The following is a 22,080-nucleotide window of genomic DNA, read 5'->3' on the forward strand; positions in this document are numbered from 1 at the left end:
TTATTGATTTTGGAGGGTGACCGTGGACCCGCATAGGGGAGCCTTTGGGGAGCCTGGGCCCGACAAGTATGTCCGCTTGCTGCGGAAGGCCATTGACGACCTTCATGCGAGCGATGAGGCGTCGCGCAATGCGCTTTACAGCCGGGCACGCACCTTGTTGGACAGCCGGCTAGCCGCCAGAAAAGATCTATCGCAGGCCGAAATCGACAATGAGAAGTTTGATTTCGACGAGGCGATGTGGCGCGTCGAGGGGCAGGTCCACCTCTGCGCAACGGCACCGGTCAGAACTCAGTCGGGTGTGCACGGCGACCTGCACATCATTCCTGCGCGGGAAAGCGACAGATCGCAGCTGGTGGCATCACCCGACGTCGTGCATCCGCGTGTCGCCAAAGGGCCGACCAAATCGCGACGTGCTTCCTCGCCGACGGCGAAAGCGCAATTCACAAGGCGATGGTCCGGTCAGTTGCGCGCATCCCTGGATCTCGCCCATCGGGGCTCCGAATTATTGACTGATCTCGGTGTCCGCGCGCGTGTCTCCGTGCAACGGGCCCGCGCTGAGTTTGCCGCAAAGGCTCAATCCAAACGGCAGGCCGTCTCAGCCGAGCGGAAGTCAAGCGATCTTGCTTCGCAGCAGGGGCATTCGATCGACCGCCTGGAGGCGCAACGCAGCCCGCAATATCAGGCGCGATTGCAAGCGGTTGTCCAGGTCGCGCGTCATCACGGCGTCGAGCTCGATGTCGCCGAGTTGAGAACTGGTGAATCCGATATCTATCCATCGGCTGCGGCGCTCTCGGCCTGGGCGCAGAATGCGGGCCTATGGTCCCGCGCGGTGCGAACCAGCTGGCGCCTATTGCTCGGGATGAGCGAAGGCGGGCCCGTCATCTTACTGTTTGCCGACGGTAGCGCCGCGCTCATGGTTGGTGCGAACGCCGATCAGAATATCGTTATGCTGAAGGATCCAGGCGCCTCCGCGGACGGAGCCGTACCCGTCGACGAGTTGCGCCTTTCCCAGGTGTGGAACGGTGAGGCCATCCTGGTGCGCGCGAGCCGAAGCCGCGCCGCTGCCGACGCGCCGTTTGACCTGCGCTGGCTCTTCGATCTCGTTCTGCACGAAAGGCGCTTGTTGCGGGACATCGGAATCGCCTCGCTCACCATCAGCTTCCTGACCATTTTCCCACCGCTGCTGGTGATGACGATGGTGAACAAGGTCCTGCAATTCCACAGTACGTCCACCTTGGTCATGCTTGCCGCCGTCATGGCGGTCGTAATCGTCTATGAAGCCCTCTTGGGGCACGCGCGACGTCATATCATTGCAGTCGTCGGCGCCAGGCTTGACGCAAAACTCAATCTGCACGTCTTCAATCGGCTGCTTCGCCTGCCGCTCGATTACTTCGAGCGTCATCCTGCGGGTGAAACGATGTACCGTATCGCGCAGGTCTATCGCGTTCGCGAATTTCTGACCGGCCGCCTTCTGACGACCTTTCTCGACCTGATGACGCTTTGCGTGCTGCTCCCGTTCCTGTTCTATCTCAGCCCGATCCTGGCGAGCATTGTGCTCGGCTGTGCCGGCGCAATCTTGCTGATCATCATCGCATTCCTGAAGCCGATGCGAGAGATGTACGGACGGGTCACCACGGCCGAGACGTGGAAGTCGGCAACGCTCGGCGAGACGATCGTGGGTATCAAGACGGTCAAGGCTTTGGCTCTCGAGCCACAACGTCGCGCCCTTTGGGACGAGCGGATTGCAGAGGCCGGAAAATGGCGATTGGAATTTGGCCGTCTGTCGAACTGGCCGCAGACTCTGGTTACTCCGATCGAGCGCTTTATGGTGCTCGGCACGACCATGCTTGGTGCGTATCTCGCGATGCACGACTCGTCAGGCTACATGGTGGGCGGATTGTTCGCGTTCCTGATGCTGAGCGCGCGGGTTGCCCAGCCACTCGTTGGGATGGCGCGGTTGATCGAGGACTATGAGGAGGTCGGGGCAGCGATCGGAGAGGCAAGCTCCGTGCTCAATCGGCCAGCCGAGAGCAGCGCGCGAGCGGCGGGCTTGAGACCGAAGTTCGCAGGCGAGATAGCCTTCCAGGACGTCAGCTTCACGTACCTCAACACAACCGTCCCAGCGCTCGACAGGGTCAGCTTCTCGGTTCCGGCCGGTTCGACGTTAGGGATCGTCGGTCGCAGCGGATCGGGCAAGTCGACGGTTACGCGCCTACTGCAGGGAATCAATCGTGATTATAAGGGATTTGTGAAGATCGATGGCGCCGACCTGCGCGATGTTGATCTGCGTCACCTTCGGCAGAGCCTCGGTGTCGTCTTGCAGGAGAACTTCCTGTTTCGTGGCTCCATCAGAGATAACATTATCGCTGGTCGACCGGGCCTGACGCTGTCGGATGCTGTCTATGCGGCAAGGCTCGCTGGCGCTGAGGAATTCATCGAGCGGATGCCCAATGGCTTCGAGACTTACATCGAGGAAGGATCTCCAAACCTGTCTGGCGGACAACGGCAGCGGTTGGCGATCGCGCGAGCGCTCATCACGGATCCGCGCATCCTGGTGCTGGACGAAGCGACCAGTGCGCTCGATCCCGAAAGCGAAGCCGTCGTGACAGGCAACCTCGAACGGATCGCGAGCGGACGGACGATGATCATCGTTTCGCACCGGCTGTCGTCGTTGGTTGGCTGCGATCAGATTTTGGTTCTAGATCAGGGTAAGATCGTTGATTGCGGCGCGCACAATGTTTTGGTCGAGCGTTGCGCGATCTATCGACAGCTTTGGAGTCAGCAAAACCGCCATAGCGAACCGACGCGCCAGTCCGTTACTCCGAAGCTGGTCTCGGGCGGAGCGAACGAACCATGAGCGAAGTCCAGGCCAATTTGCTGCCACTGCCGTTCAAGTCGAAGAAGAGCGACCCGACGTTGCCGGTGATTCTTGAGTTCCAGCAACCGTCAACGGCGATCATCAACGCTCCTGTACCCCGCGCGGCCCGTGGCACGATCTGGATCGTCTCCAGCATGGTCGCTGCTCTGGTCCTTGTTGCGGGAGTATTACCTGTCGATCAGGTCATCACTGCGCGCGGCCTGGTGGTCTCGCAATCTTCCACCATCCTCGTACAGCCGCTGGAAACGGCAATCGTTCGTTCGATTGACGTAAGCGAAGGCCAGCATGTGCGGGCGGGCGATGTGCTGGCGCGTCTCGATCCGACCTTCGCCGAAGCAGATCGAATGGCCCTCGAGGGGCAGCTGAACAGCCTTGAGCCCGAACTCGCGCGTCTGCGTGCCGAGGCAGATGGCCAGCCGTTTACATACTCCAGCAGCGATCCAAACTGGGTCCTGCAGGCTTCGATTTTCAGTCATCGCAAAGCGCAGTTCGACTCCAAGATCGAAAACTATGAGCACCGACTTCAGGAACTGAACTCCGTAATAGCGAGATCGGAATCCGATGCCGTCGGCTACCGCGAGCGCCTCGGCGTGGCTCAGAGCATCGAGGATATGCGCAAGCAGTTGGAGGCGACCCAAACCGGTAGCCGGCTGAACTCGCTGATCGCCAAGGATACACGCGTTGAAATGCAGCGGTCGCTTTCCAACGCGGTCGCTACCGGAGAGGGCGCGAAGCGCGATCAGTCGGCGCTTGCTTCGGACCGCGACGCATACGTCCGCGGCTGGAAGGCGGAAGCTTCGCAAAAGTTGCAGGAGATCAGTGTCAAGGCAGCCGACACGCGGGAGCTACTTACCAAGGCTAACCTGAGACGCAAATTGGTCGAGATCCGCGCCGGGCTCGATGCGATCGTGCAATCCGTCGCAAAGGTCTCGGTGGGTTCCGTCATGCAGTCGGGGCAGCAATTCATTACGCTCGTGCCGGCGGACGCGCCACTTGAGGTCGAGGCCAACATTGCGGGCAAAGATAACGGCTTCGTGCATGTCAAGGATCCCGTGTCCGTCAAGTTCGACACGTTTCCATTCTCCCAGTACGGGATGGCCGAGGGAGTCGTACGTATCGTTAGCCCGGATAGCTTCAATGCTCAGGTTGAGGCGCGCAATCCTACCAGTGCCATTCCGACGACGAACCTGGAGCCGTTTTACCGCACTCGGATCAGTATTGATCGGGTGGCCCTGCACGGCGTGCCGGCCGGTTTCCAACTCACGCCAGGCATGCCCGTAACCGCCGATATTAAGGTTGGTCAGCGGACCGTGCTAACGTACATGCTCGGCCTGATGCTTCCGGTGACGCAGGAGGCGTTGCGCGAGCCGTGAGCGATTTGGCTCTGCATTGCTGACGGATGGAGCCTTCGGGAAATGCTCTTTGATCGCTTGATCGGAAAGGCGTCGCCCGAAACGGGGCTGCGCCGAGCGGTCGCTCTTATCGAGAAAGAGCGGTTTGCTGAAGCGCTGCCGCAGTTGGCCCGAATGGCCGAAGCCGGCAGCGCGGAAGCTGCGTATCATATCGGAAGGCTTTACCTTCAAGGCGCCGGCGTACCGTTCAGTCGGACGGAGAGCGCGCGCTGGTTGGAACGCGCGGCGTTGAATGGCAATGTCGAAGCGCAGTCCCTGCTGGCATCACTCATGCTCCAGGGGCTCGGCTCGCAAGCGCGAGAAGACCACGGCGACGCCGCAGCGCGACTATTTTCGCAGGACAGCACGGCAACGCCAGATTTCGATGCTGCGCTGAAATGGGCTCGCATGGCGGCTGACGCCGGGTCTCCTGACGGGCAGGCTCTGCTCGCTTACATTCTGACCTATGGTCCGCCACCGCTCAGAGACCAGATACAGGCGAGAGAATGGTATCGCCGGTCCGCCGCCTCAGGCTGCGCCCAAGGACAGTTGGGATTTGCGTTGTCGCTCGCTGGAGACCCGAACCGGGCCGCTCACAAGGACGAGGTCGTCGAAAACATGCGAGCAGCGGCGGCCGCTGAAATTCCTACGGCTGTCTTTATGCTGGGTGTGCTCACCGAAGGAGGGATCAGCGGCAAACACGATCCGACAGCAACCGCCGAACTTTACCGCAAAGCTGCTGAGCTGGGACACCGCGGTGCGCAGATAAAATGGGGGATGATGCTGATTGAAGGTAAAGTCGTTGCCAGGGATTTGGTGTTGGGCGAGACTTGGCTTCGTCGTGCTGCCCTGGCGGGGGATGCTCGTGCTGCGGAACTGGTCGGCAACCTTTATGCCAAGGGCGGAGCATTGCCGCCGAATTATTTGGAAGCGGCAAATTGGTATCGTCGAGCGGCGGAGGGTGGCAACGCGGCGGCTGCTCGGGCGTTGAGTTCGTTCTACATGACCGGAGCCGGAGTACCTCAGGACAACCATGAAGCGGCCCGCTGGTTGCGTATCGCTGCCGAGGCCGGAAATCTGGATGCTCAGGTCGACGTCGGAAATGACTTGCTGGAACGAGCGGCCAGTGAAGAGGAACGTCCGCCGGTCGCGGATTGGTTCATGCAGACAGCGCAGCGCGGCAATCTCGTCGCCGCGTTCAATCTTGGCGTTTGTCTTCTCCAGGGCATAGGCGTCGAGCGCAACGAACAGCAGGCGGCGGTCTGGTTGCGGCGTGCGGCGGACGGAGTTCCAGAGGCGCAGTATATGGTCGGTCGTCTTGTTGCCGATGGGCGTGGTGTGCCGGCCGATCCGAAAGCGGCACGGGGCTGGTTTGCGCGCGCGGCGGAGGGAGGGATCACCGATGCGCAGGTTGCTCTGGCCGAGATGCTTGTGAACGGTCGCGGGGGCCCGCAGGACGCTCCTGCCGCGCTCAAATTATGCGAACAGGCCGCCGCCAACGGACACGCCGGGGCAATGTTTGCGCTCGGTGCGATATATAGCGGCGGCCACGCCATTCCCGTCGATCGAGCCAAAGCCGAGCATTGGTTTCGGGCGGCCGCAGAACGCGGTCATGGTCAAGCTCAACTCATGCTCGGGCGCTATCTGCGAAGCGGGGCCGCGGGGCACAGCGACCTCAAGCAAGCGAGCCACTGGTTGGAGATGGCTGCCGCTCAAGGCATTGCCGACGCAGACGCAGAACTGGCGGAACTGACAAGAACTGCGTCAAGATGATGTTACGCTCGCGCCGGTCGTAAAGTTCGATCATATCCAGGCTGGATCCCGCGGAAAAGCAATGGTTGGCAGCGGTTTATCCTCGAGGTCGAAAAGGGCATCGGTTGCGACTGAACACCGACTTGCACCAAGCGCGGGCTTATCCTTGAAGGGGGACGCCGAAATAAAGCATTCTGCGGTATTCACTAACGCTATTTCATTCAGCGGAAAGCGCATTATCGCGCAGCGCGCGTTGGCGTAGTATAAAATACAGATTAGACAAGAGATCAGACCTTGCATCTGATGCGGTAGTTCGGCTCAAAAAGTGTGGGAGTGCTCGATGGAGCGAGTAGCTGCAAGACACCTGCACTGGATTGGCTTTCTTCAACTTTCCAAGTCAGACGGCGTAGTCGTTCACGAAGGCAGAAATAGCCGCGGCACTTACTGGATCGATGGAAAAGTCCTACGTGTGCTGTGGGAGCGGTTCGGATCTGACAGCTTCACGAAGGTCGGTGAGGTGTGGGTGGACCAGAGGCTGCTCGATCAGACGATGCGAATTCAAGACATCAAAGTTGTCGACGCGTTTGGTGCTCGTTACCTGGCGAACCGGATCAGCGTAATTGTGCCTGAAGCAGGCGCTGAGATTGAACTGCGTCTATGTACGAGCGACCTGCTTGCATTCCGCCAGATATTCATCGATTCCGAATACAGCTTGAAAGATCTACCCGCATCGGCGTCTACTATCATTGATCTTGGAGCCAATATTGGCTTAGCGACACTTTATTTTGTAGCGCGCTATCCGCGGGCCACAGTGTTGGCAGTCGAGCCAGAATTGGAGAACTTCAGGCTTCTCGTACGCAACACGCAGATACTCGGTACCCGCGTTCATCGCTGTCAAGCCGCTGCATGGACACATGATGGACACGTCTGTTTGCGGACCGAAGACGAAACAAACTCTCCACTCGATTCATGGGGTGTCCAGGTCACCACCACACCACGACCCAGCGACAAGCAAGTGCCGTGCTACCGGCTCTCCACGCTGATCGAAATTGCCGGTTTCTCGCATGTTGACATTCTCAAGATTGATATTGAGGGCGCTGAACTCGAATTGTTTGCGCAGGCAGCAGATGATTGTCTGGCAAGAATTCAAGCGATCATTATTGAGACGCATGATAGATTTCGGCCTGGCAGTGAAGCCACGGTTCGCCGCGCGTTGGCCCCCTTTTTTGATGAGCGCCAAGGCCGAGGTGAGAATCTTCTTTTCGTACGGAAGGCGGCGTGATGGCTTTCACAGCGTTCGTGACGCGCTACGTAGATAAGCCGCTAATCTCGTTCTAACGGAATCATTTGTTTCAATAAGCCGCTTTCCTTCACATCGGCAGGTCAAGGTCAGCTTAGAAGCTCTTGAAGCCGATCGGGCAAGGCTGGCGAAGCCTGCAGTTTTTTGCAGCTGTCCTTCCAAGCCTCTAGATATTGCTCGAGGGGGATAGCGCTGCGGCTATCCCATCGGTTTAGCGCGCCGAGTGCTTCCATGGTGGCCGGGTTGCGCTCGTATTCTTCGAGGATGAATAGCGATGCCGCTTGTGCAAACGCGTTGAGGCAGGGGTCTGCCTCCAACGCGGCACGATGCTGCCTGAACCAGGCGTTGAGATTCTTTGAATTACCTTGTTCAGCCGCCAATTTTCCGTAGCGCTCGACAGCATTTTGTCGATAGACCGCAACGGCGGCGCCAAAACCACTATCATCCTTGAACGGAGGATCGCGAGACCAGTTGTCCGCCAACAGGGAGAGGCCTCGCAACGTAAACGCTTCTACCAGGGCCTCCTCCAGCCATTGGCTGGGTGCTGCAGGCTTAGCATCCGGCCGCCATGAGTTGGATGTAACGTGTCCCAACTCGTGACCAAACTGATAGGCGAGCCTCGACCAATCCCGTTCCCCAATGTCGACGACAATCCAGGCAAGGTCGGTTGAGTCGTTGTGAAGCCAGACCGCGGGAGGGCCGCTGGTGCGTTCCTCAACGCGAAGGCGGTTGGGTTGGTCGTTTGAAACAAGGCGGAAACCATCAAGGCAAGCAGCACGCATCCGCTCAACGACCTGCAGAGCCGCATGCGGGATCATGCGACCCCAGTCGCCGGCGAGTTCGATTGGAGCGGTGCGGAGATCCGCTAGATAACCCGAAGACATGCAGCATTATCCTTCCGACGATCAAAAATTGAGCCTTATGCTAATTACACAATGTTATTGTGATCAGAGCAATCCGCATGTCGTCCCTTTTTGTGCGGCGGCTAGCCAGCAGCTGTGCGTGTACATCCCGCTTCAACGAATACTTCGTTGGTTTATCTCTGCAACGGCTTCTTCGCAAAGGTCAGACGGAGAAGCTATTCCCGTACTTCCCCAAACTATCGTTCTGAAGCTATTGGAGGCTGAGGCTGTACGCACGACTTGCTAAGTCCAGCTCTGGCGAAAAATGGTGGGACATGATGCCGGAAGGTAGTCTTGGATCCAGAGCCGTGGGTTTCTTGCAAATCACGGCAAGCGACACTTCTTGATCTCCCTTATGAGCAGCAGTCGTCGGGATTGCGCTGCATTGAGCAGGCCCTCGAACAAGACAAAGGCCTCGCGCGCCTGGATGTAGACATCGGTGTTGATGGAATGCTGGTCGAAACCGTACGACGCGAGACGCGCCTCGATTTCGGTTGTGGCAACAGGATCGAGCCGCCAACTCAGCGCGTTTTGTCTGGTGTAGCGCTCGGCCTCGTCTTCGAACTCAGGCGCGATCCCGGTCATGTCGATATGGCGTAAGGCGGCCTCAATCGCCTTTTGCCGATAGGTCGCGAGCAGACGGTGGCGCAGGACGCGGTAACGCTGGATCTCCCAAGAGAGTTCTACGACGTCGATCGCGAGCAGCCACTCGACGGCAGAATGCGGCGCCAAATCAGCGAAGATCGCTGCGCGGAGCGCGTGATAATGGTCTAGGCGTTCACCAGGGAGCAGAAGGGGAGGTGGGGCAAACACCTCAAGCGCGACCGGCAACGTTGTTGTTGCGGGCAACTCATGCGCAGTTTGAAATGGTCCATTCATCGCGAGGGAACCTCCGGCTCAAAGCGGGAGGGAGCGGCCGTGCCGACCATGGCCGCGCTGATCGGGCTGTGGATCGGGCTTGCCGTCCACAAGTCATGGGCCAGCCGCAAGGGATCAATCTTCAAGGCCGCCCACCAGGCCCGTTCGTTGCCGTGTCGATGCAGCTCGTGGTGATGGGCGCGACACAACGGAACGGTGTACTCGTCGCTGACCTTGCGGCCGAGAGCCCTGGGTTGGGCGAACTTCAAATGGTGGGCATCGGTAGGCGATTGCCGGCAAATGAGGCAGCATTGTTCTCGGACAAACATGAGGTGCGCCTTGCTGCGCCTGCGGGGCAACTCCTTGGGATGCGCCAATCCGGCCGCAGGCGCATCTGTCAGGGGGGCCGGTACCGCGGCATCCGTGGCTGCGTAAGGCTGCGGGGGCTGCTCTGGCGCTTGGTCTAAGGCGGGTGCCTGTTCGACCATCCCGGCTTCGTCGGATTCCTGAAGCTTGGTCAGATAGGCGACCTCGACGAGCTGGGCGTCCGGCTCCAAGAGGGTGTTCTTGAGCGGAAGGCTGACCTTTGCCCAGGCGAGTAGGTCATCGCCGGGAGGCAGGACCGCGAGCTGGCTCAACAGCCGCACCCGAAGCTCGGCCGACCGTGTTGGATCCAGCATCGGCGCGCGGTTGAGAACGCCCTTGGAGGGGCGGGCCTTCGCGCCAGCGGGTGCTTGCGGCGCCGCGGCCGGCGGGCCCGCCACCGCGTCGGGGGCGTCGAGATCATCCTCGCCGGCAATTCCGACCAGGGCGAAGAGGGCATAGCGGCGCGCATAAGTGAGCGCCGCTCCCATGCGGTGCGGCGCCTCGACGTCTTTGACGGTGCAGACCGGCAAGTCCGAGCAAATCCATTCCCCGGAGGCATGAGCGAGCAGGGTGGTGAGGTGGATGTGGCCCGTAGTAGTCTCGATTCGGGTAGTCTGTATGGTCGCGATCTCCTGCCGGCTTAGGGTCTTGCGCACGATGTCGAGGCCTGCGGCGAGCGACGCGTAGCGGAAGGTCCGATCGTCATCGCGCAGGAAGGGCGAGCGGATTATGGCGATCAGGGTCTTTTCCGGGTTGGTCAGTTCGGCCTGCGCTCTGGCGAGCGCGGCTGCGATCGTGCCGATATGCTCACTTGCCTGATGCATCGACGATCTCCACCTCGAGCGAGCCAAAGCTGATGGCGCCGGATTTCGCCCGCTTGGCACGAATGCCGCAGCCGAACGCTTCCTTGGCATCCTCCGGCACCAGCTTTTTCAATTCGGCCTTCGCCCGTTCGTGGTCGCCGTGTGCGACGAGGGTGCGGAGGTAACTCGCTGCACATTCGGCCCACAGGTTGGAGGCGGTCATGTCCACGACCTTGACGGCCGCTAGCCGCGGGCGCGGCGCCTCGCTCCCGAAAAGGACCGGCGGCTCGCCGGTTCGCACGCAGCGCCAGAACTTCTTCTCCGCGGTCAGCAGAAGGTGCTGGTAGAGCGGGTCGGCATGCACGATAATCTCGATCCATTTGCCGCCTCCGGTGATCACCGAGAGCACCGCCGACCTTGCCGCAATCACCCACATGTTGTGCTGCAGCTGCGCCATGTGCTTTTCGGCTGCTGCTTCCTCACTAAAGGCCCATGGCAGCATGAACTTTGCTTCGAACACCGCGCCGGTCTGTTCGACGATACCGTCGAGCGTTGCCGCCATCCATGCATGGACGGGGTGACGCACGCGCTTCTGGATGTCTTTGATGGTTTGGCCACTGTTGCGCTGATACCAGCCGCGATTGAGTTCTTCCGTGGCGGTGCCGAGCTGGACGATAAGATTGTTGGACAAGTCTTCCGGCTCGCTCTCGCCGCGTTTTTGGCGCCATAGGCGGATCAGATCCGCCTCATCATTGCCCATGATGACACGGGCATCCGAGCCGCCAATGAAATGACGACGATCAGCAGGGTTGAACTTGACGAGCTGAAATCGTGGCTCTGTTGCGCCACCGGTCGGAATAGCACTCACCGGTATCTCCCGTTATGAACAGCGCGGCGATGGTTGCCGCACTGCGCAAACCCCGCGGGATGCGAGGTGAGATAACGGGGCCGTTTCTGCGCCCGGTCGACTCAGTAACGCTCCGTTTGCCGCGGAACGCCAGTCCTTTCTGCAGCAACAATCTTGCTCTTTTGCCAGCCAGAGCTTGATGCGGATAGCGAACGGAGCAAGGTGGCGAGCGTGATGGCAACGCGGAGAATAGGGCATGGCGTCAGTTCGACAAATCGAAGCCAATCGGAGAAATGCCAAGCACAGCACGGGCCCGAAGACAGTCCAGGGAAAGGCCCGATCATGCGGGAATGCGCTCCGTCACGGATTGTCGCGCTCAATGGCGTATGAGAGCACGGGGACTGACGCGTTAGCGAAGGCTCTTCTCAATCGCTTGGAGCAAGAAGCGCTGGCGTTCGAGCCGGCCGTCATCGTGGGCCAGGAGGAGCTCGCCCGCGTCCGCTTGGCTCGCTACGAATTGCTCGCCGCATTCCTGATGTGCCCGAGCGCGGCGATAGCAAAACGGATTCGCGGCCTTGCGCGTTACGAATGCACGGCGTTTACAAAGCAGAAGCGGGTCATCCGGGCCAGCAGGATCAGCAGAGCGCGCGCAGAAACAGAGCGTTCTTGCAGCGAGGCATAAAGGACCTCGACATTGAACTCTTTTAAACGACTAACCGCGGGTTTCATGTAAACACGTAATCGTGGTGTCCATCAAATCGGAAGCAGCTCAAAGTGGTGCGTCGAGACGAACGCATCGATAAGATCCGCGTTTACCTCAACGGCGTGAAAAAGGGTTCGAACGCTTCGCCAGGATCGACGGTTTTTTCAATGCCTCGCAGGTTCTCAACGTTGGCTTCAGTCAAGCATCAAGCCTCGGATGAATTGATCACGTCCGATTCTCGCGGTGGTCCGGTTGTTGTTGATTCAGTCAATTCAAGGATATAGTAAATCTGCAAATACTCGCGGAAGTTACCGATCCGGACTCGCTCCAATCAACAGAGCGGCCGGCAGCCCTCATGGCGCAAAAGTAGTAGCGCCGCGGCAATTTGCGAATCCTAGGACGCGGACTCATTAAGGCGCAGCCATAGCCGGATTGACGCGAGTTGAACGAATGCGAGGTAGTTGGCGGCGAGCCTATCGTAGCGCGTCGCCACCCGACGACATTGTTTGATCCTGTTGAAGAACCGCTCGACCTGGCTGCGAGCACGATAGAGACAGGGGCTGAAGCAGATCGGATCGCTGCGATTGCTTTTCGGCAGGATGTTGGCCCACGCGCCCTTCTTCATGGCAAGCTCCCTGATCCAGTCCGCCTCATAGCCACGGTCGGCAAGCAGCATTGACCCGAATTTCAGACGAGACATCAGTTTTCCGGCGAGTCGAACGTCGTGGGCCTCACCCTGGCTCAACGCCAGCCGTACCGGCAGACCAGTGCCATCGACCACCGCATGGATTTTGCTCGTCAAGCCGCCGCGGGACCTTCCCATCGATTGGCGCTGGTTCCTTGTGATTCAGGCTCCATGCTGATGCACGCGGACAATGGAGGTGTCGATCATCTGGACAGCGGCATCATGGGCAGTGGCAAGCGCTTCTATGATGCGGCCCCAAACATTGGCCCGCCGCCACCTAACGAAACGGTTGTAGCAAGTGGTGTATGGGCCAAACGCCGTCGGCAGATCACGCCAGGGTGCTCCTGATCGGAGGACCCAGAAGATGCCATTCAGGACCCGTCTGTCGTTCACCCGAGGAACGCCACGCGGCTTGTTCGGCAGCATCGGCTTGATGGCGGTCCATTCATGGTCGGCGAGTTCGTAGCGCATGATTCGGGTCCCCAGTTCGGGAGCTTGAATCACGGCAGTCCGGCCAAACGCAACTCTCCTGGCCCGCTCTTGGTACGGCGCTTACAGACAGGAGCGGACATCAACCAGTCCTCAATCCCTGCCAAATGCGTCGAAAATGACCCATCTGCGACATTAGCCCGAAATCGGGAGCGCAACTCCCTACCAAGGTGTTATCCTTTCGTATCGAGCACAGATCGGATGGGAGGTCCTCGACATGAGGCGAATTTTTGTGGCTGTGACGGCGGCGATGATATTCGCGACTCTGCCGATCACAGCACGAGGTGCGCCCTGCCTCGTGGTGACACTGACCGGCACCCAAGGTGGGCCAACAGTGTTCAACGGTCAGGCCGGTGCTGGAACATTGGTGAGCTATGGTGATGACGGTAACGGCTGCGCAGCCGTTAGGCTCCAATTCGACGCCGGTCGTGGCACGAGCATGCGGCTTTCGCAGATCAACGTGATCCCGGTTCAACTCAGTGCAATCTTCCTGACGCATATCCATGGTGACCACACCGAAGGACTGCCCGACGTGCTGGCTTTGCGTTGGTACCTTAAGGGCCCAAAGGTCGACGTCGTATGCAGCGCAGACACGGCTACGCCGTCCGGGTCAGTCAACAGTTGCCGAAACTACATCACTCATATCGCCGATGCATTTATTGGGTCGGGTGAAGTCGCCGAGCGGCTATCTGAGGATCGCGAGCGCCTTGCGGGCGGACCGGCAGAATTGGCCAATGTGCTGACTTTCGAGCCGAAGGAGGAGCCCAAACTCGTTTGGACATCAGGCGACGTAAAAGTTAGTGCCATCCGTTCAACGCACATCGCGGGGCATGCGTCCTATCGCGTAGATACACCGGCAGGCAGTGTCGTTATCGGCGGCGACGCGAGCAACGACACGCCGGCTCCGCCCCGATCCCACTCTACGTCAGATTAGGTCGAACGGTTGGCCCAGGGAACCGATGTCATCGTACATTCGGCGATACATCCGGTGCTGGGTCCGGACCGGGGCAGCGGCTTTCCCGCGCCGACCTTCTATCGGCAGAGCCTAGCCACTGACCTTGGCGCAATGGCACAGCGAGTGGGCGCAAAGTACTTGATGTTGACTCACCTTGCCCCCTCGCTCGGCACTGCAGGGCACAACCGCTGGTCTGTGCCGGGCGGCCCTCTCTCGGAGGCAGATTACCGCAGGGCCGTTGAAGAAAGCGGCTATACAGGCAAGACCATCGTGGGCACCGACCTGACCACACTTCGGTTGCCGCCGCAGTGAATCTCATAAGCCGATGTCCAGCGATCTGCTCGATGTCGCCTATTGGCCCGTGGCTGACCTCAACCCAGTTCGCGGCGATGTCGGCTTCTGAGAGATGACCCGACCAAGGGCACGCTGGCTGCCGAGGGCAGCCTTTGACCCAAAGCGGATAATCCGTGTCATCTCTCGGCGGATTTCTTAGGGATTGGCAAATAATCCTGACGGACGAGCCTGAGCCGGTATCAGGAGATTGATGGATGCAAAACGCGACAGTGGCCGCGATTGTTTACGAGCTTCTGTTCGAGGTCTATCGAAAGATGGAACTCGATCGAAAGGGCGGGCTGCTCCAATCCTTTCCTGATGAGCATGGCACGCCACGCGAGGCATTCTTCCATGAATTTATGAATACTTGGGAGTGGCTCGCCGGCACGCTGGAGGAAATCGGCATTCTAAAGCTTCTCCAACCAACTTCTGGTCTCTGGGGACCGAATTTCTACCCAGTGATTGGCTTGGACGAGTGCGCGGTGACGGATTTTTCAAGGTTCGAGACCTTCGACAATTATTGTGTCGCGATGAACTCTTTTGAAATGCTGCATAGTCATTTTGAATTTCGTGGGCAAGTCGATCTCAGCATTCGGTCGCCACGTTTCCTCGAAGCCGTCGCGTCCCAAGATGATATTTTTCTGGTCGAGGATGACGGCGAAGTCAGGTTTGATCGGGCGCGCTTCAACGCGAAAGTCATGACGCGGTGGGACGAACTAGAGGTTCGCCGCGTTCATCTCAAGAGCGGCGCTTAGTTTTTGAAGCGAAGACGTTCTGCAATAGCAGCAGACTGAAGGAATGTCCGGTTCTGGCCCATCGCTGCCGCATCCATCTGCCAAGGATACGTCGGCTGTCAGGGGTAGGCCGGACCTAACTTAAAACCGAACCAATCGCGATTGACCCACACCGGCTTCTCGGGCCGGCTGCCATGGTTCCTCACCATTTTCGCTTTGCGTTTGCCAACCTCAATCTCGGAGAGTTCAATGCTTTCAGCCCGGCGTCATTCCCTTCGCTTTAATGATGGCGCTTGCTTCTGGCGACTTGAGATACTCGAGCAGCGCTTTTGCGGCATCTCCTTGCTTTGTGTCCGCGGCAACGGCACCCGTAAAGACAACTTCCTGCTGCAGGTCCGCAGGGAATGGGCCGACGACGTCTAGTCCAGGGGCGGTGAGCACATTTAGCAAGAACACGCCTAGCTCAGCTTCGCCCTGTTCAACTGCCGCAACGATTTCGGCTGGTGCCGCCTTTGCCTGAAGCTTGCCCTTGATTGCCACGGCGACACCAAGTCGCTCGAATGCTTTCATCACTTGCGCACCTGCGGCGCTTGCCGGCAGTGTCGCAATCGACCGTGCTTCGAGCAGCGTAGCCTTAAACACGTCAGGTGTGCCGATGTTGGGCTTCGGAGCGCCAGCTCGCACCGCAACACCGAGGCCGACGCGCGCAACATCGGATGTAGTGCCGGCGGCGAAATTTGCTCGTGCTCCTGCGTCCTGCATCACCTCGACCGGCACGACGCCGACGTCAAACGCCTTTCCCGACGTCGCCTCCTTGATCAAATTTGGGGTGGTGCCGAAGAAAATGTCGAGCTTGAGTCCAGAGACCTGTTCGAACTTTGGTTTCACCTCGGCCCACACCGCGGTCATCGCGCCGCCCGCCAGAACGCGCAGCTCGGCTGCCTGACCCTTTTCACCCAGAAATGTAACAAAGACTGACGCGAGGAATGCCGCGCGCGCAAAACTCAACACAGTCATGATTTGCTCCCCACACGAGTTCACGCAGTTTAGCAGTTCCGACTGATCAGTGCCAATTGCCTGCGTGCATGCAGCGAGTCGCCCGGAGGTCCGCAAATGGCCCATCGCGACATATTGCGCCGCCGCCCGAAGTCGGTCGCTATAGGGGCAAAGCAGACATTGCTTAGTCGCCTCACGTCGCCGGGTTTATGGGTACACGGCCTAGTGACGAAATTCCGGAAAAAGCCGTAACCTGCTCAGTACTGGAGGTTGGCCGCCCCAGCCTCCAGCTTAGTCCCGGTGGCCCCAACTCAACCCCCGAGCTGGGGCACGCCGGGCTGAGGGCAAAACGATGCAAGAAGTATTCAAACCCTACGTGGTTTTCCGTCGTCGATACCTCAGGCGTTGCGCGTGCGGCCTATTTTATTTGCATCGATGGCGGAGAGGCAATGCAGCGAGCCGAACGCTATCTTCAAGTAGGTCGTCGCGGCCCGGCCCCTGCGGAAGCTTGCTAGCGGTGGCTTCTAGCTTCACCGCCATTTCTTCTAGCTCCCGAAGGATGGTCGGGGTGTACGGTTGGGTCGGCCAATCCGCAGCGGGGAATGCAAAAAGATGGGATCCTCCGGACGAAAATTTTAACCGTATCCGTCCGCTCAAATTCTCGTGCTCGCATGATCCCGTGGGGCGATCACTTTCTTACAGGAGCGAAGCGCGTCCGGCGGCACCTATTGCATATCCGGTGCCGTCATAGGCGTTGCCGGATGATGACCAAAGTGAAAACTCGGCTCTGGCATGTTCGCTGGGGCGTTTTTTTAATCAGTGACGTCCGGCGGTGGATCTCGATGGGCTTCCGGGTGATGGGCGTTGTCGCCGCTATGCGCCTGCCTGTTCGAAGGCTTGGTTCAGTGCTCGGAGCGCGACAGGCCGCATCAAAGCATAACCCGCGACATTGGGATGGACACCATCAGGCATGATCGCCGCCTTTCTGGCTTCATCGATCGTTCCGAATGCCGCTCGATAGTCGGCGAAGACATACCCCCGTATTCTTGCGGTATCCTCGATCCAGGCGTTCATGCGCTGGATCCAAGGTTTCGGATCGATATCTGGTGCCCATGCGAACTGGTCGTAATCGGCATAGTTGCCGAGAATCACACGCAGGCCATGCGCATCGGCAAGTGTCAGCATAGCCAGCACGTTATTCTGATAGTCGCCGAATGTCGTCGGGCCGGTATTGCCAGCGATGTCATTGCAGCCGCACAGAATGTGAACCACCTTAGGCCTGAGTGCGACGACGTCCGCCATGAAGCGCAGCAATATCTGAGGCGTGGTCTGCCCAGCGATGCCACGCCCGACGATCCCGTTCGAGAACAACTCGGGATCGACGTGAGGCCATGCTTCGGTCAGAGAATCCCCGATGAACACCGCGCGCAGTGGGGCCATTATCGCAGCATTGCTGTCTCGGTATTGACCGAGATTCGGCCAGTCGCTGCCCATTCCTCCAGTTAGATTCTCGACCATTCCGACTGTGCTCATTGCCAACCTTCCGCCCGACGTGGAAGCAAATTCGCATGCGTTATTTTCATCAGTAGCAGAGTTGCGGTGGGCGAAAATTAAACCTCACGACAACAACGCCGTCCGCTAAAATAGCGGACGGCGCTGACATTGCAAAATCCTGATGGCTATGAGGACGCAGAATCAAGCTGCGCGTCGGATGCAAATTATCAATCCCTTGAGTTTCGGAACCGCGCGCAGCTACCGCGCGTCGCCGATGTCGAACAGGGGTCCGTCGCTACTGGCCATTGTCGGCCTTCGCATACGTACCTGCTCAGGCAAGGTAAACGTGTAACGCAAACAGTGAACGTTCTCGCCGTAGTGAGGTCCTCGCAAGAAACCTCGTCTGCTTGTGCGGCATTATTTCCGACGAGTCTGATAGCGTCGGACCAATCCCAAATCTTTCGTAAGTACTCCGGTTTCTATAGTTTCTTTGTTCGCTCCGCTAGAGTGCCCTTCAAGTCTGGATATTGGACGGCGAGGCCCACCTCCGGCGAGCGACTGTACATACTGCCGGCCGCTTCTTCGTGGCCTACGAGAGGCAAACTTCGCTTGGGTAAGAAATGCCTTCTTGAACCGGGACATGTTCGGTCACGACGGGTTCAGCTGCCTTTGGCCAATCGACGACGCCAAGTTTGAAATCTTCGACGGAGCCGGTCCCAAGCAGAAGCGAACTGCCCTTCCTTGCGATAGCTGCTTAACAAATCGTCGTAGACCTGAACATTACCTATCGCGGCATTGCTTCGAGCGAGAATCGCCACCGGCTTATGATACCCGGGGTAAAGCGCGCCGAGAGATAGACCCACCTCTTAACCATTTGACAAAGTTACGAAGATGCCGAAAGCCACGAAGACATGGTGCTGAGACATAGAGTGGCAGTGAGGGCACTGTCAGAAAAACAGCCATCTTGCGATCTCGAGTGGGAGCGGTCCAGCAGCGAAAGCCTGCACCATTCCTCCGGGGATTTCTTTTATCGCAAATCAATGGAGGGAAGAGACGGAGCGCAATAACTCCTGCCTTGAATTAAATGAACCGCGTTCTGTGGCGGATCGTTGAACACGTTCGAGCAATCCGCGAGCGCGAAAGGCTAAGCTCAATGAACAGGCAAGTCGCCACGGCTGGCGAGAGTTCGGTAATTCCTAACCGTGCCAGGAAAAGACGCCGCCGGTCTCACAATATATGCCCGCGGCGCTTTATTCCTGAACTGGATATTGAAATCCCTAGTCTCACACAGACTGCATGGCTACGCCAGACGGCTTCATCGTCTACTGGCGACATGCATAGGCGAATTTGTGCTTGGTTGCGGCGTTCCCATCGCGGCCCACGGTTCGGCCGGTCTTTTAGTGCCTTCGCCTCCGTCACACGGCTCGTCGCGGTGGCGGGGTGCTCTGACCTTAGGCCAATGCGGGCACCGGCCGCCGCGGTGGGAGCAATCTGAGCGCTTTGACAACAGCCCCTCGAAGCCAAAAGCGCAGGGGACCGCTCTACGCGAGCGCCACACGGGACTTGGCGACTGATTCCCCACGAGGCGGCAATCCGGACATGCCGGACACGGCGATATGCTTCGGGGACTTCACCTTTGATCCAGTCCTCCGGCCATCGGCTGAATAGACGCTCTCAGCGTCTCTCGGGTGCCGCTCGAAGACCAACTCTCCTGAATGATCGAAGGCCGTCATGGTCGCGATGTCGCTCACTGAGTAGCAGCAAAATGCGCCTTGGTGCTCCCTGGTTATTCACTTATGAGCCTGGCATCGGCTCGTTTCAGAGCCTCTCGTCTGCTTCGGTGATACCAAATGTTATCTTCTCACCAGGCAAAGGATCCCCAGGAAACTGTCTGCGCAGTTCATCTAACAAGCGCGCCGCGCTGATGTCCTTATTAAGGGCCATTGTATAGATCTGTCTTACATAGGCGTCCCAGAGTGACATCTTGACCACGCCTCCGTCGACCTCAATTCGGATTTCCTCCTGTGAAACTTTGCGAAACAGAAACCCGACAGACATTGGTCGCTTCGTTTGCTTTGGGCGACCCTTCGGATTGCCTGAACGCCCCTTCTTGAATCGTGTGTCGTTCGTTCGTGGTTCCGCGCTCATTAAACCTGTCTCGACATCAAGCTTGATCTGGGGTGAATCACTTCACTTCTGGCGCACGACAAATTCTATGTCTGATGGTCCTTCGGCTTCTGGACCGAAATGTTGCTTTGCCATCTTTGATAGGAGCTTTGCCACGGTAAGATCCCCCTTAATCGCTTTGAAGAATAACTGCCGAAAGTGGATTTCTGCCTTTGACATTCGTTTGCGTTTGCCGTTGACGTTGACGACGATTTCCTCTTTGTCGATGGATTGCAGAATCCTTCCGGCGTGAAATTCCTTAGTAATCTTTTTCGGACGCCCGCGTGGATTCCCGGACTGCCCCTTTTTGAACCGCGTTCTTACCGGCGGGTTTCGGTAGCCCACCTTGCCGTTATGTCCCGCGCCCTCACTCACCGGTCGCTTCCGCTTCAGATTCAATCTCGGCGAACCGCTTTCCATCCGATAACCGGACGGCATCCTGCCCGGTCAGATTCTGCCAACGTCGGATCGCCGTATCAATATACAGAGGATCGAGCTCGATCCCGCGACAGGCGCGGCCCGTCCGCTCTGCCGCGAGCAGCGTGGTGCCGCTGCCCAAAAAGGAGTCGATGACGATTTCGCCGCGGTGCGAGCAATCCAGCAGAGCGTCCATCACAAGCTGGACCGGCTTGACGGTTGGATGCAGTTCGAGGACATTATTGCCCTTTCGAGCTTGGGTGCTGGCGCTGTCGTATTTCCAAACGTTAGTGCGATTTCGGCCATGCTTGCCGAGCTCGATGTTGTTCGTGTGCCGCGCCGTGCCTGACTTGTAGACACATACGAGTTCATGCTGGGAGCGGTACAGCGATCCCATTCCCGCAGCACTCTTGACCCAGACGGCGACGTTCTTCAATTCGCTATAAGTCTCGCGGCCGGCGGCAAGAAGCTCGTCAAGGTGCGCCCAGTCCATGAAGACGAAATGGATTGCGCCATCTTTGCTGAACTTCGCAAGCAGCCCGCAGCTCTCGGCCAGGAAGCGAATAAATTCGTCTCTGCTGAGCTCGCCGACACCTTGAGCAAATTCGCGGTGGACAGTTTTCCCGTTGCCGGAGACGTGGCCGTGGATGGGAACGTTGAAGGGCGGATCGATGATGACGGCATCGCCGCGTTCGTCTCGCATGAGTTCGTCGAAGCTGGACTCCGATCTCGCGTCGCCGCAATAGACGCGGTGGCTGCCGAGCTGCCAAAGATCACCGACCTGGCAGACCGGCACTCCTGTGACAGAGCTGCTATCTTCGAGGTCATCGACGGGTGCCTCAGTAAGCTTCTGAATCGTCAAATCGATTTCGGGCAGGGTGAAGCCCGTCACCGACAGATCAAAATCCTGGTCGAGCGCCTTCAGCTCCAGGAGGCTTTCGCCCAGAAGGCGCTCGTCCCAATGCGCATTCAGTGCCAGTTTGTTGTCCGCAATCCTGAGCGCCTTCAGCTGGGCGGACGACAGGTGCCGGATCTCGACCACGGGTATTTTCGCCATTCCGAGCTTCTTGGCCGCAAGGACCCGCCCGTGGCCGACGATCACGTTTCCCTTGTCATCGATGACAATGGGCATCACGAAGCCAAACTCTCGGATGCTATCCGCAAGCTGAGCAACTTGATGTTGGGAATGCTGGCGCGGATTGCGCGCGTCCAACAGGAGGTCCGCTACCGCGCGATATTGAATCTGGATTTCTACCAGGCCAGCGTTCGTTGCCGTGCGGCTTCTAACTGCTGCGCCGACGGCCTGCTGAGGGGGCGCCGGGATAGGGGAAGTCTGCTTCTTTTGGGTCAAATCGCGTACTCCGAGGTTGTCGGAGCACTTAAATAATCCTGATCGGACGAGTAATGTTGCGCGGAAAAGTCGAACTAAAATTACTTGCCGCGGGAGGGGCCAGCGATCGCCCTATAATTCTTGGGCGCCACACCGAGGTGTTGCCGGCATAGATTCATCCACATGTTGTGCACACCCCGGTTATGTTGTGCCATGTCATTCGCGGTAAGGTAGCTGCGGCGCAGCGTTGTTGCATTCGTTATGCTATGGCGCGAAAAGACGTTTCCCTTGGCGCTTGGCGTGGGCGTCAATCTTGCGGGACCAATTTTGAATCTAAGCCATTTTTTCCTTTGTTGGGCAGAAGCCGCGGCTACGTATTTGATGTTCCCACCCACAACGTTGTGAATCCCCCCGAGTATCGCTAACTTACGGCAGACCTTGCTGATGGAAGGGGGTCTGCGGCTTCGCCAATTTGGCTGGGTCTTCCTGGTCTCAACGTAAATGCGAATGCGCAGGAGCCGGACAGCAACCCAGACCTGAGCGTAAAAATCAGCATTCCTCACTATGCTGCCGCGCGGACGCCCCCGGCGACGTTTAGCTTCTGTTAACATATTCCTCCTTGCGCAAAGCGGCCTGCAAACGCCTCCGCGGGGCGCGGCGCGCACTCCTTGTCCTGCTACC

The 22,080-nt window shown here is 58.5% G+C and carries 16 protein-coding genes and 1 pseudogene; 7 read left to right on the forward strand and 10 right to left on the reverse strand.

The genetic code is table 11. The features are described from left to right. Positions 1–76: 76 nt before the first annotated feature. From AAFG13_RS00210 to AAFG13_RS00225, 4 genes are all read left to right on the forward strand, one after another. Positions 77–2,857 (forward strand): peptidase domain-containing ABC transporter, encoded by a 2,781-nt coding sequence (locus tag AAFG13_RS00210; protein WP_342710758.1) that lies wholly within the window; start codon positions 77–79, stop codon positions 2,855–2,857. Beyond that, a complete protein-coding gene (locus AAFG13_RS00215) occupies positions 2,854–4,251 on the forward strand; it encodes an HlyD family type I secretion periplasmic adaptor subunit (RefSeq protein WP_342710759.1) in 1,398 nt (465 codons plus the stop codon). The genes AAFG13_RS00210 and AAFG13_RS00215 overlap by 4 nt, the downstream gene beginning before the upstream one ends. Before the next feature lie 42 nt (positions 4,252–4,293). After that, entirely contained in the window at positions 4,294–6,042 is a 1,749-nt protein-coding gene (locus AAFG13_RS00220; protein ID WP_342710761.1) for a tetratricopeptide repeat protein, read from the forward strand. A 319-nt stretch (positions 6,043–6,361) separates the two neighbouring features. Beyond that, the gene (locus tag AAFG13_RS00225; protein ID WP_342710762.1) at positions 6,362–7,303 is read left to right on the forward strand and encodes an FkbM family methyltransferase; all 942 of its coding nucleotides are present in this window, start codon (positions 6,362–6,364) and stop codon (positions 7,301–7,303) included. A gap of 107 nt (positions 7,304–7,410) precedes the next feature. Here the strand turns inward: AAFG13_RS00225 and AAFG13_RS00230 are convergent, their stop codons facing one another. From AAFG13_RS00230 to AAFG13_RS00245, 4 genes are all read right to left on the reverse strand, one after another. Beyond that, a complete protein-coding gene (locus AAFG13_RS00230) occupies positions 7,411–8,205 on the reverse strand; it encodes a hypothetical protein (protein WP_342710763.1) in 795 nt (264 codons plus the stop codon). A gap of 342 nt (positions 8,206–8,547) precedes the next feature. Then, positions 8,548–9,102 (reverse strand): hypothetical protein, encoded by a 555-nt coding sequence (locus AAFG13_RS00235; RefSeq protein ID WP_342710764.1) that lies wholly within the window; start codon positions 9,100–9,102, stop codon positions 8,548–8,550. Then, positions 9,099–10,271: an ERF family protein gene (locus tag AAFG13_RS00240; RefSeq protein ID WP_342710765.1), complete on the reverse strand. Its 1,173-nt coding sequence runs from the start codon at positions 10,269–10,271 to the stop codon at positions 9,099–9,101. Before AAFG13_RS00240 ends, AAFG13_RS00235 begins: the two co-directional genes overlap by 4 nt. Then, positions 10,255–11,118, reverse strand: coding sequence for a YqaJ viral recombinase family protein (locus AAFG13_RS00245; RefSeq protein ID WP_342710766.1), 864 nt, complete (start codon positions 11,116–11,118; stop codon positions 10,255–10,257). Before AAFG13_RS00245 ends, AAFG13_RS00240 begins: the two co-directional genes overlap by 17 nt. 358 nt (positions 11,119–11,476) lie before the next feature. Here AAFG13_RS00245 and AAFG13_RS00250 point away from each other — a divergent pair, with 358 nt between their 5' ends. Further along, on the forward strand, positions 11,477–11,779 hold the full coding sequence (locus AAFG13_RS00250; protein ID WP_342710767.1) for a hypothetical protein: 303 nt from the start codon (positions 11,477–11,479) through the stop codon (positions 11,777–11,779). A 415-nt stretch (positions 11,780–12,194) separates the two neighbouring features. Here the strand turns inward: AAFG13_RS00250 and AAFG13_RS00255 are convergent. After that, positions 12,195–12,956, reverse strand: a pseudogene (locus AAFG13_RS00255) (IS5 family transposase). A gap of 235 nt (positions 12,957–13,191) precedes the next feature. Between AAFG13_RS00255 and AAFG13_RS00260 the strand changes: the two are divergent. Beyond that, the gene (locus AAFG13_RS00260; protein WP_342710768.1) at positions 13,192–13,908 is read left to right on the forward strand and encodes an MBL fold metallo-hydrolase; all 717 of its coding nucleotides are present in this window, start codon (positions 13,192–13,194) and stop codon (positions 13,906–13,908) included. A gap of 569 nt (positions 13,909–14,477) precedes the next feature. Further along, positions 14,478–15,017, forward strand: coding sequence for a hypothetical protein (locus tag AAFG13_RS00265; protein ID WP_342710769.1), 540 nt, complete (start codon positions 14,478–14,480; stop codon positions 15,015–15,017). A gap of 234 nt (positions 15,018–15,251) precedes the next feature. Here AAFG13_RS00265 and AAFG13_RS00270 read toward each other — a convergent pair whose 3' ends face one another. From AAFG13_RS00270 to AAFG13_RS00290, 5 genes are all read right to left on the reverse strand, one after another. Beyond that, positions 15,252–16,013 (reverse strand): substrate-binding domain-containing protein, encoded by a 762-nt coding sequence (locus tag AAFG13_RS00270; protein ID WP_342710770.1) that lies wholly within the window; start codon positions 16,011–16,013, stop codon positions 15,252–15,254. Positions 16,014–16,865: 852 nt separating this feature from the next. Beyond that, positions 16,866–17,525: a GDSL-type esterase/lipase family protein gene (locus AAFG13_RS00275; RefSeq protein ID WP_342710771.1), complete on the reverse strand. Its 660-nt coding sequence runs from the start codon at positions 17,523–17,525 to the stop codon at positions 16,866–16,868. Positions 17,526–19,304: 1,779 nt separating this feature from the next. After that, positions 19,305–19,634 carry a DUF5681 domain-containing protein gene (locus AAFG13_RS00280; protein ID WP_342710772.1) on the reverse strand — a complete coding sequence of 110 codons (330 nt, stop codon included), beginning with the start codon at positions 19,632–19,634 and terminating at the stop codon, positions 19,305–19,307. Positions 19,635–19,676: 42 nt separating this feature from the next. Further along, positions 19,677–20,027 carry a DUF5681 domain-containing protein gene (locus AAFG13_RS00285; RefSeq protein ID WP_342710773.1) on the reverse strand — a complete coding sequence of 117 codons (351 nt, stop codon included), beginning with the start codon at positions 20,025–20,027 and terminating at the stop codon, positions 19,677–19,679. Continuing rightward, the gene (locus tag AAFG13_RS00290) at positions 20,020–21,420 is read right to left on the reverse strand and encodes a DNA methyltransferase (RefSeq protein WP_342710774.1); all 1,401 of its coding nucleotides are present in this window, start codon (positions 21,418–21,420) and stop codon (positions 20,020–20,022) included. The genes AAFG13_RS00285 and AAFG13_RS00290 overlap by 8 nt, the downstream gene beginning before the upstream one ends. Positions 21,421–22,080 lie beyond the last annotated feature (660 nt).

It is taken from the genome of Bradyrhizobium sp. B124 (genome assembly GCF_038967635.1).
Lineage (GTDB): Bacteria > Pseudomonadota > Alphaproteobacteria > Rhizobiales > Xanthobacteraceae > Bradyrhizobium.

Coding starts and splice junctions, on each gene's coding strand:
- AAFG13_RS00215 (WP_342710759.1), top strand. CDS start 2,854: ATGAGCGAAGTCCAGGCCAATTTGCTGCCACTGCCGTTCAAGTCGAAG.
- AAFG13_RS00280 (WP_342710772.1), bottom strand. CDS start 19,634: ATGAGCGCGGAACCACGAACGAACGACACACGATTCAAGAAGGGGCGT.
- AAFG13_RS00240 (WP_342710765.1), bottom strand. CDS start 10,271: ATGCATCAGGCAAGTGAGCATATCGGCACGATCGCAGCCGCGCTCGCC.
- AAFG13_RS00265 (WP_342710769.1), top strand. CDS start 14,478: ATGCAAAACGCGACAGTGGCCGCGATTGTTTACGAGCTTCTGTTCGAG.
- AAFG13_RS00235 (WP_342710764.1), bottom strand. CDS start 9,102: ATGAATGGACCATTTCAAACTGCGCATGAGTTGCCCGCAACAACAACG.
- AAFG13_RS00225 (WP_342710762.1), top strand. CDS start 6,362: ATGGAGCGAGTAGCTGCAAGACACCTGCACTGGATTGGCTTTCTTCAA.
- AAFG13_RS00275 (WP_342710771.1), bottom strand. CDS start 17,525: ATGAGCACAGTCGGAATGGTCGAGAATCTAACTGGAGGAATGGGCAGC.
- AAFG13_RS00260 (WP_342710768.1), top strand. CDS start 13,192: ATGAGGCGAATTTTTGTGGCTGTGACGGCGGCGATGATATTCGCGACT.
- AAFG13_RS00220 (WP_342710761.1), top strand. CDS start 4,294: ATGCTCTTTGATCGCTTGATCGGAAAGGCGTCGCCCGAAACGGGGCTG.
- AAFG13_RS00250 (WP_342710767.1), top strand. CDS start 11,477: ATGGCGTATGAGAGCACGGGGACTGACGCGTTAGCGAAGGCTCTTCTC.
- AAFG13_RS00270 (WP_342710770.1), bottom strand. CDS start 16,013: ATGACTGTGTTGAGTTTTGCGCGCGCGGCATTCCTCGCGTCAGTCTTT.
- AAFG13_RS00230 (WP_342710763.1), bottom strand. CDS start 8,205: ATGTCTTCGGGTTATCTAGCGGATCTCCGCACCGCTCCAATCGAACTC.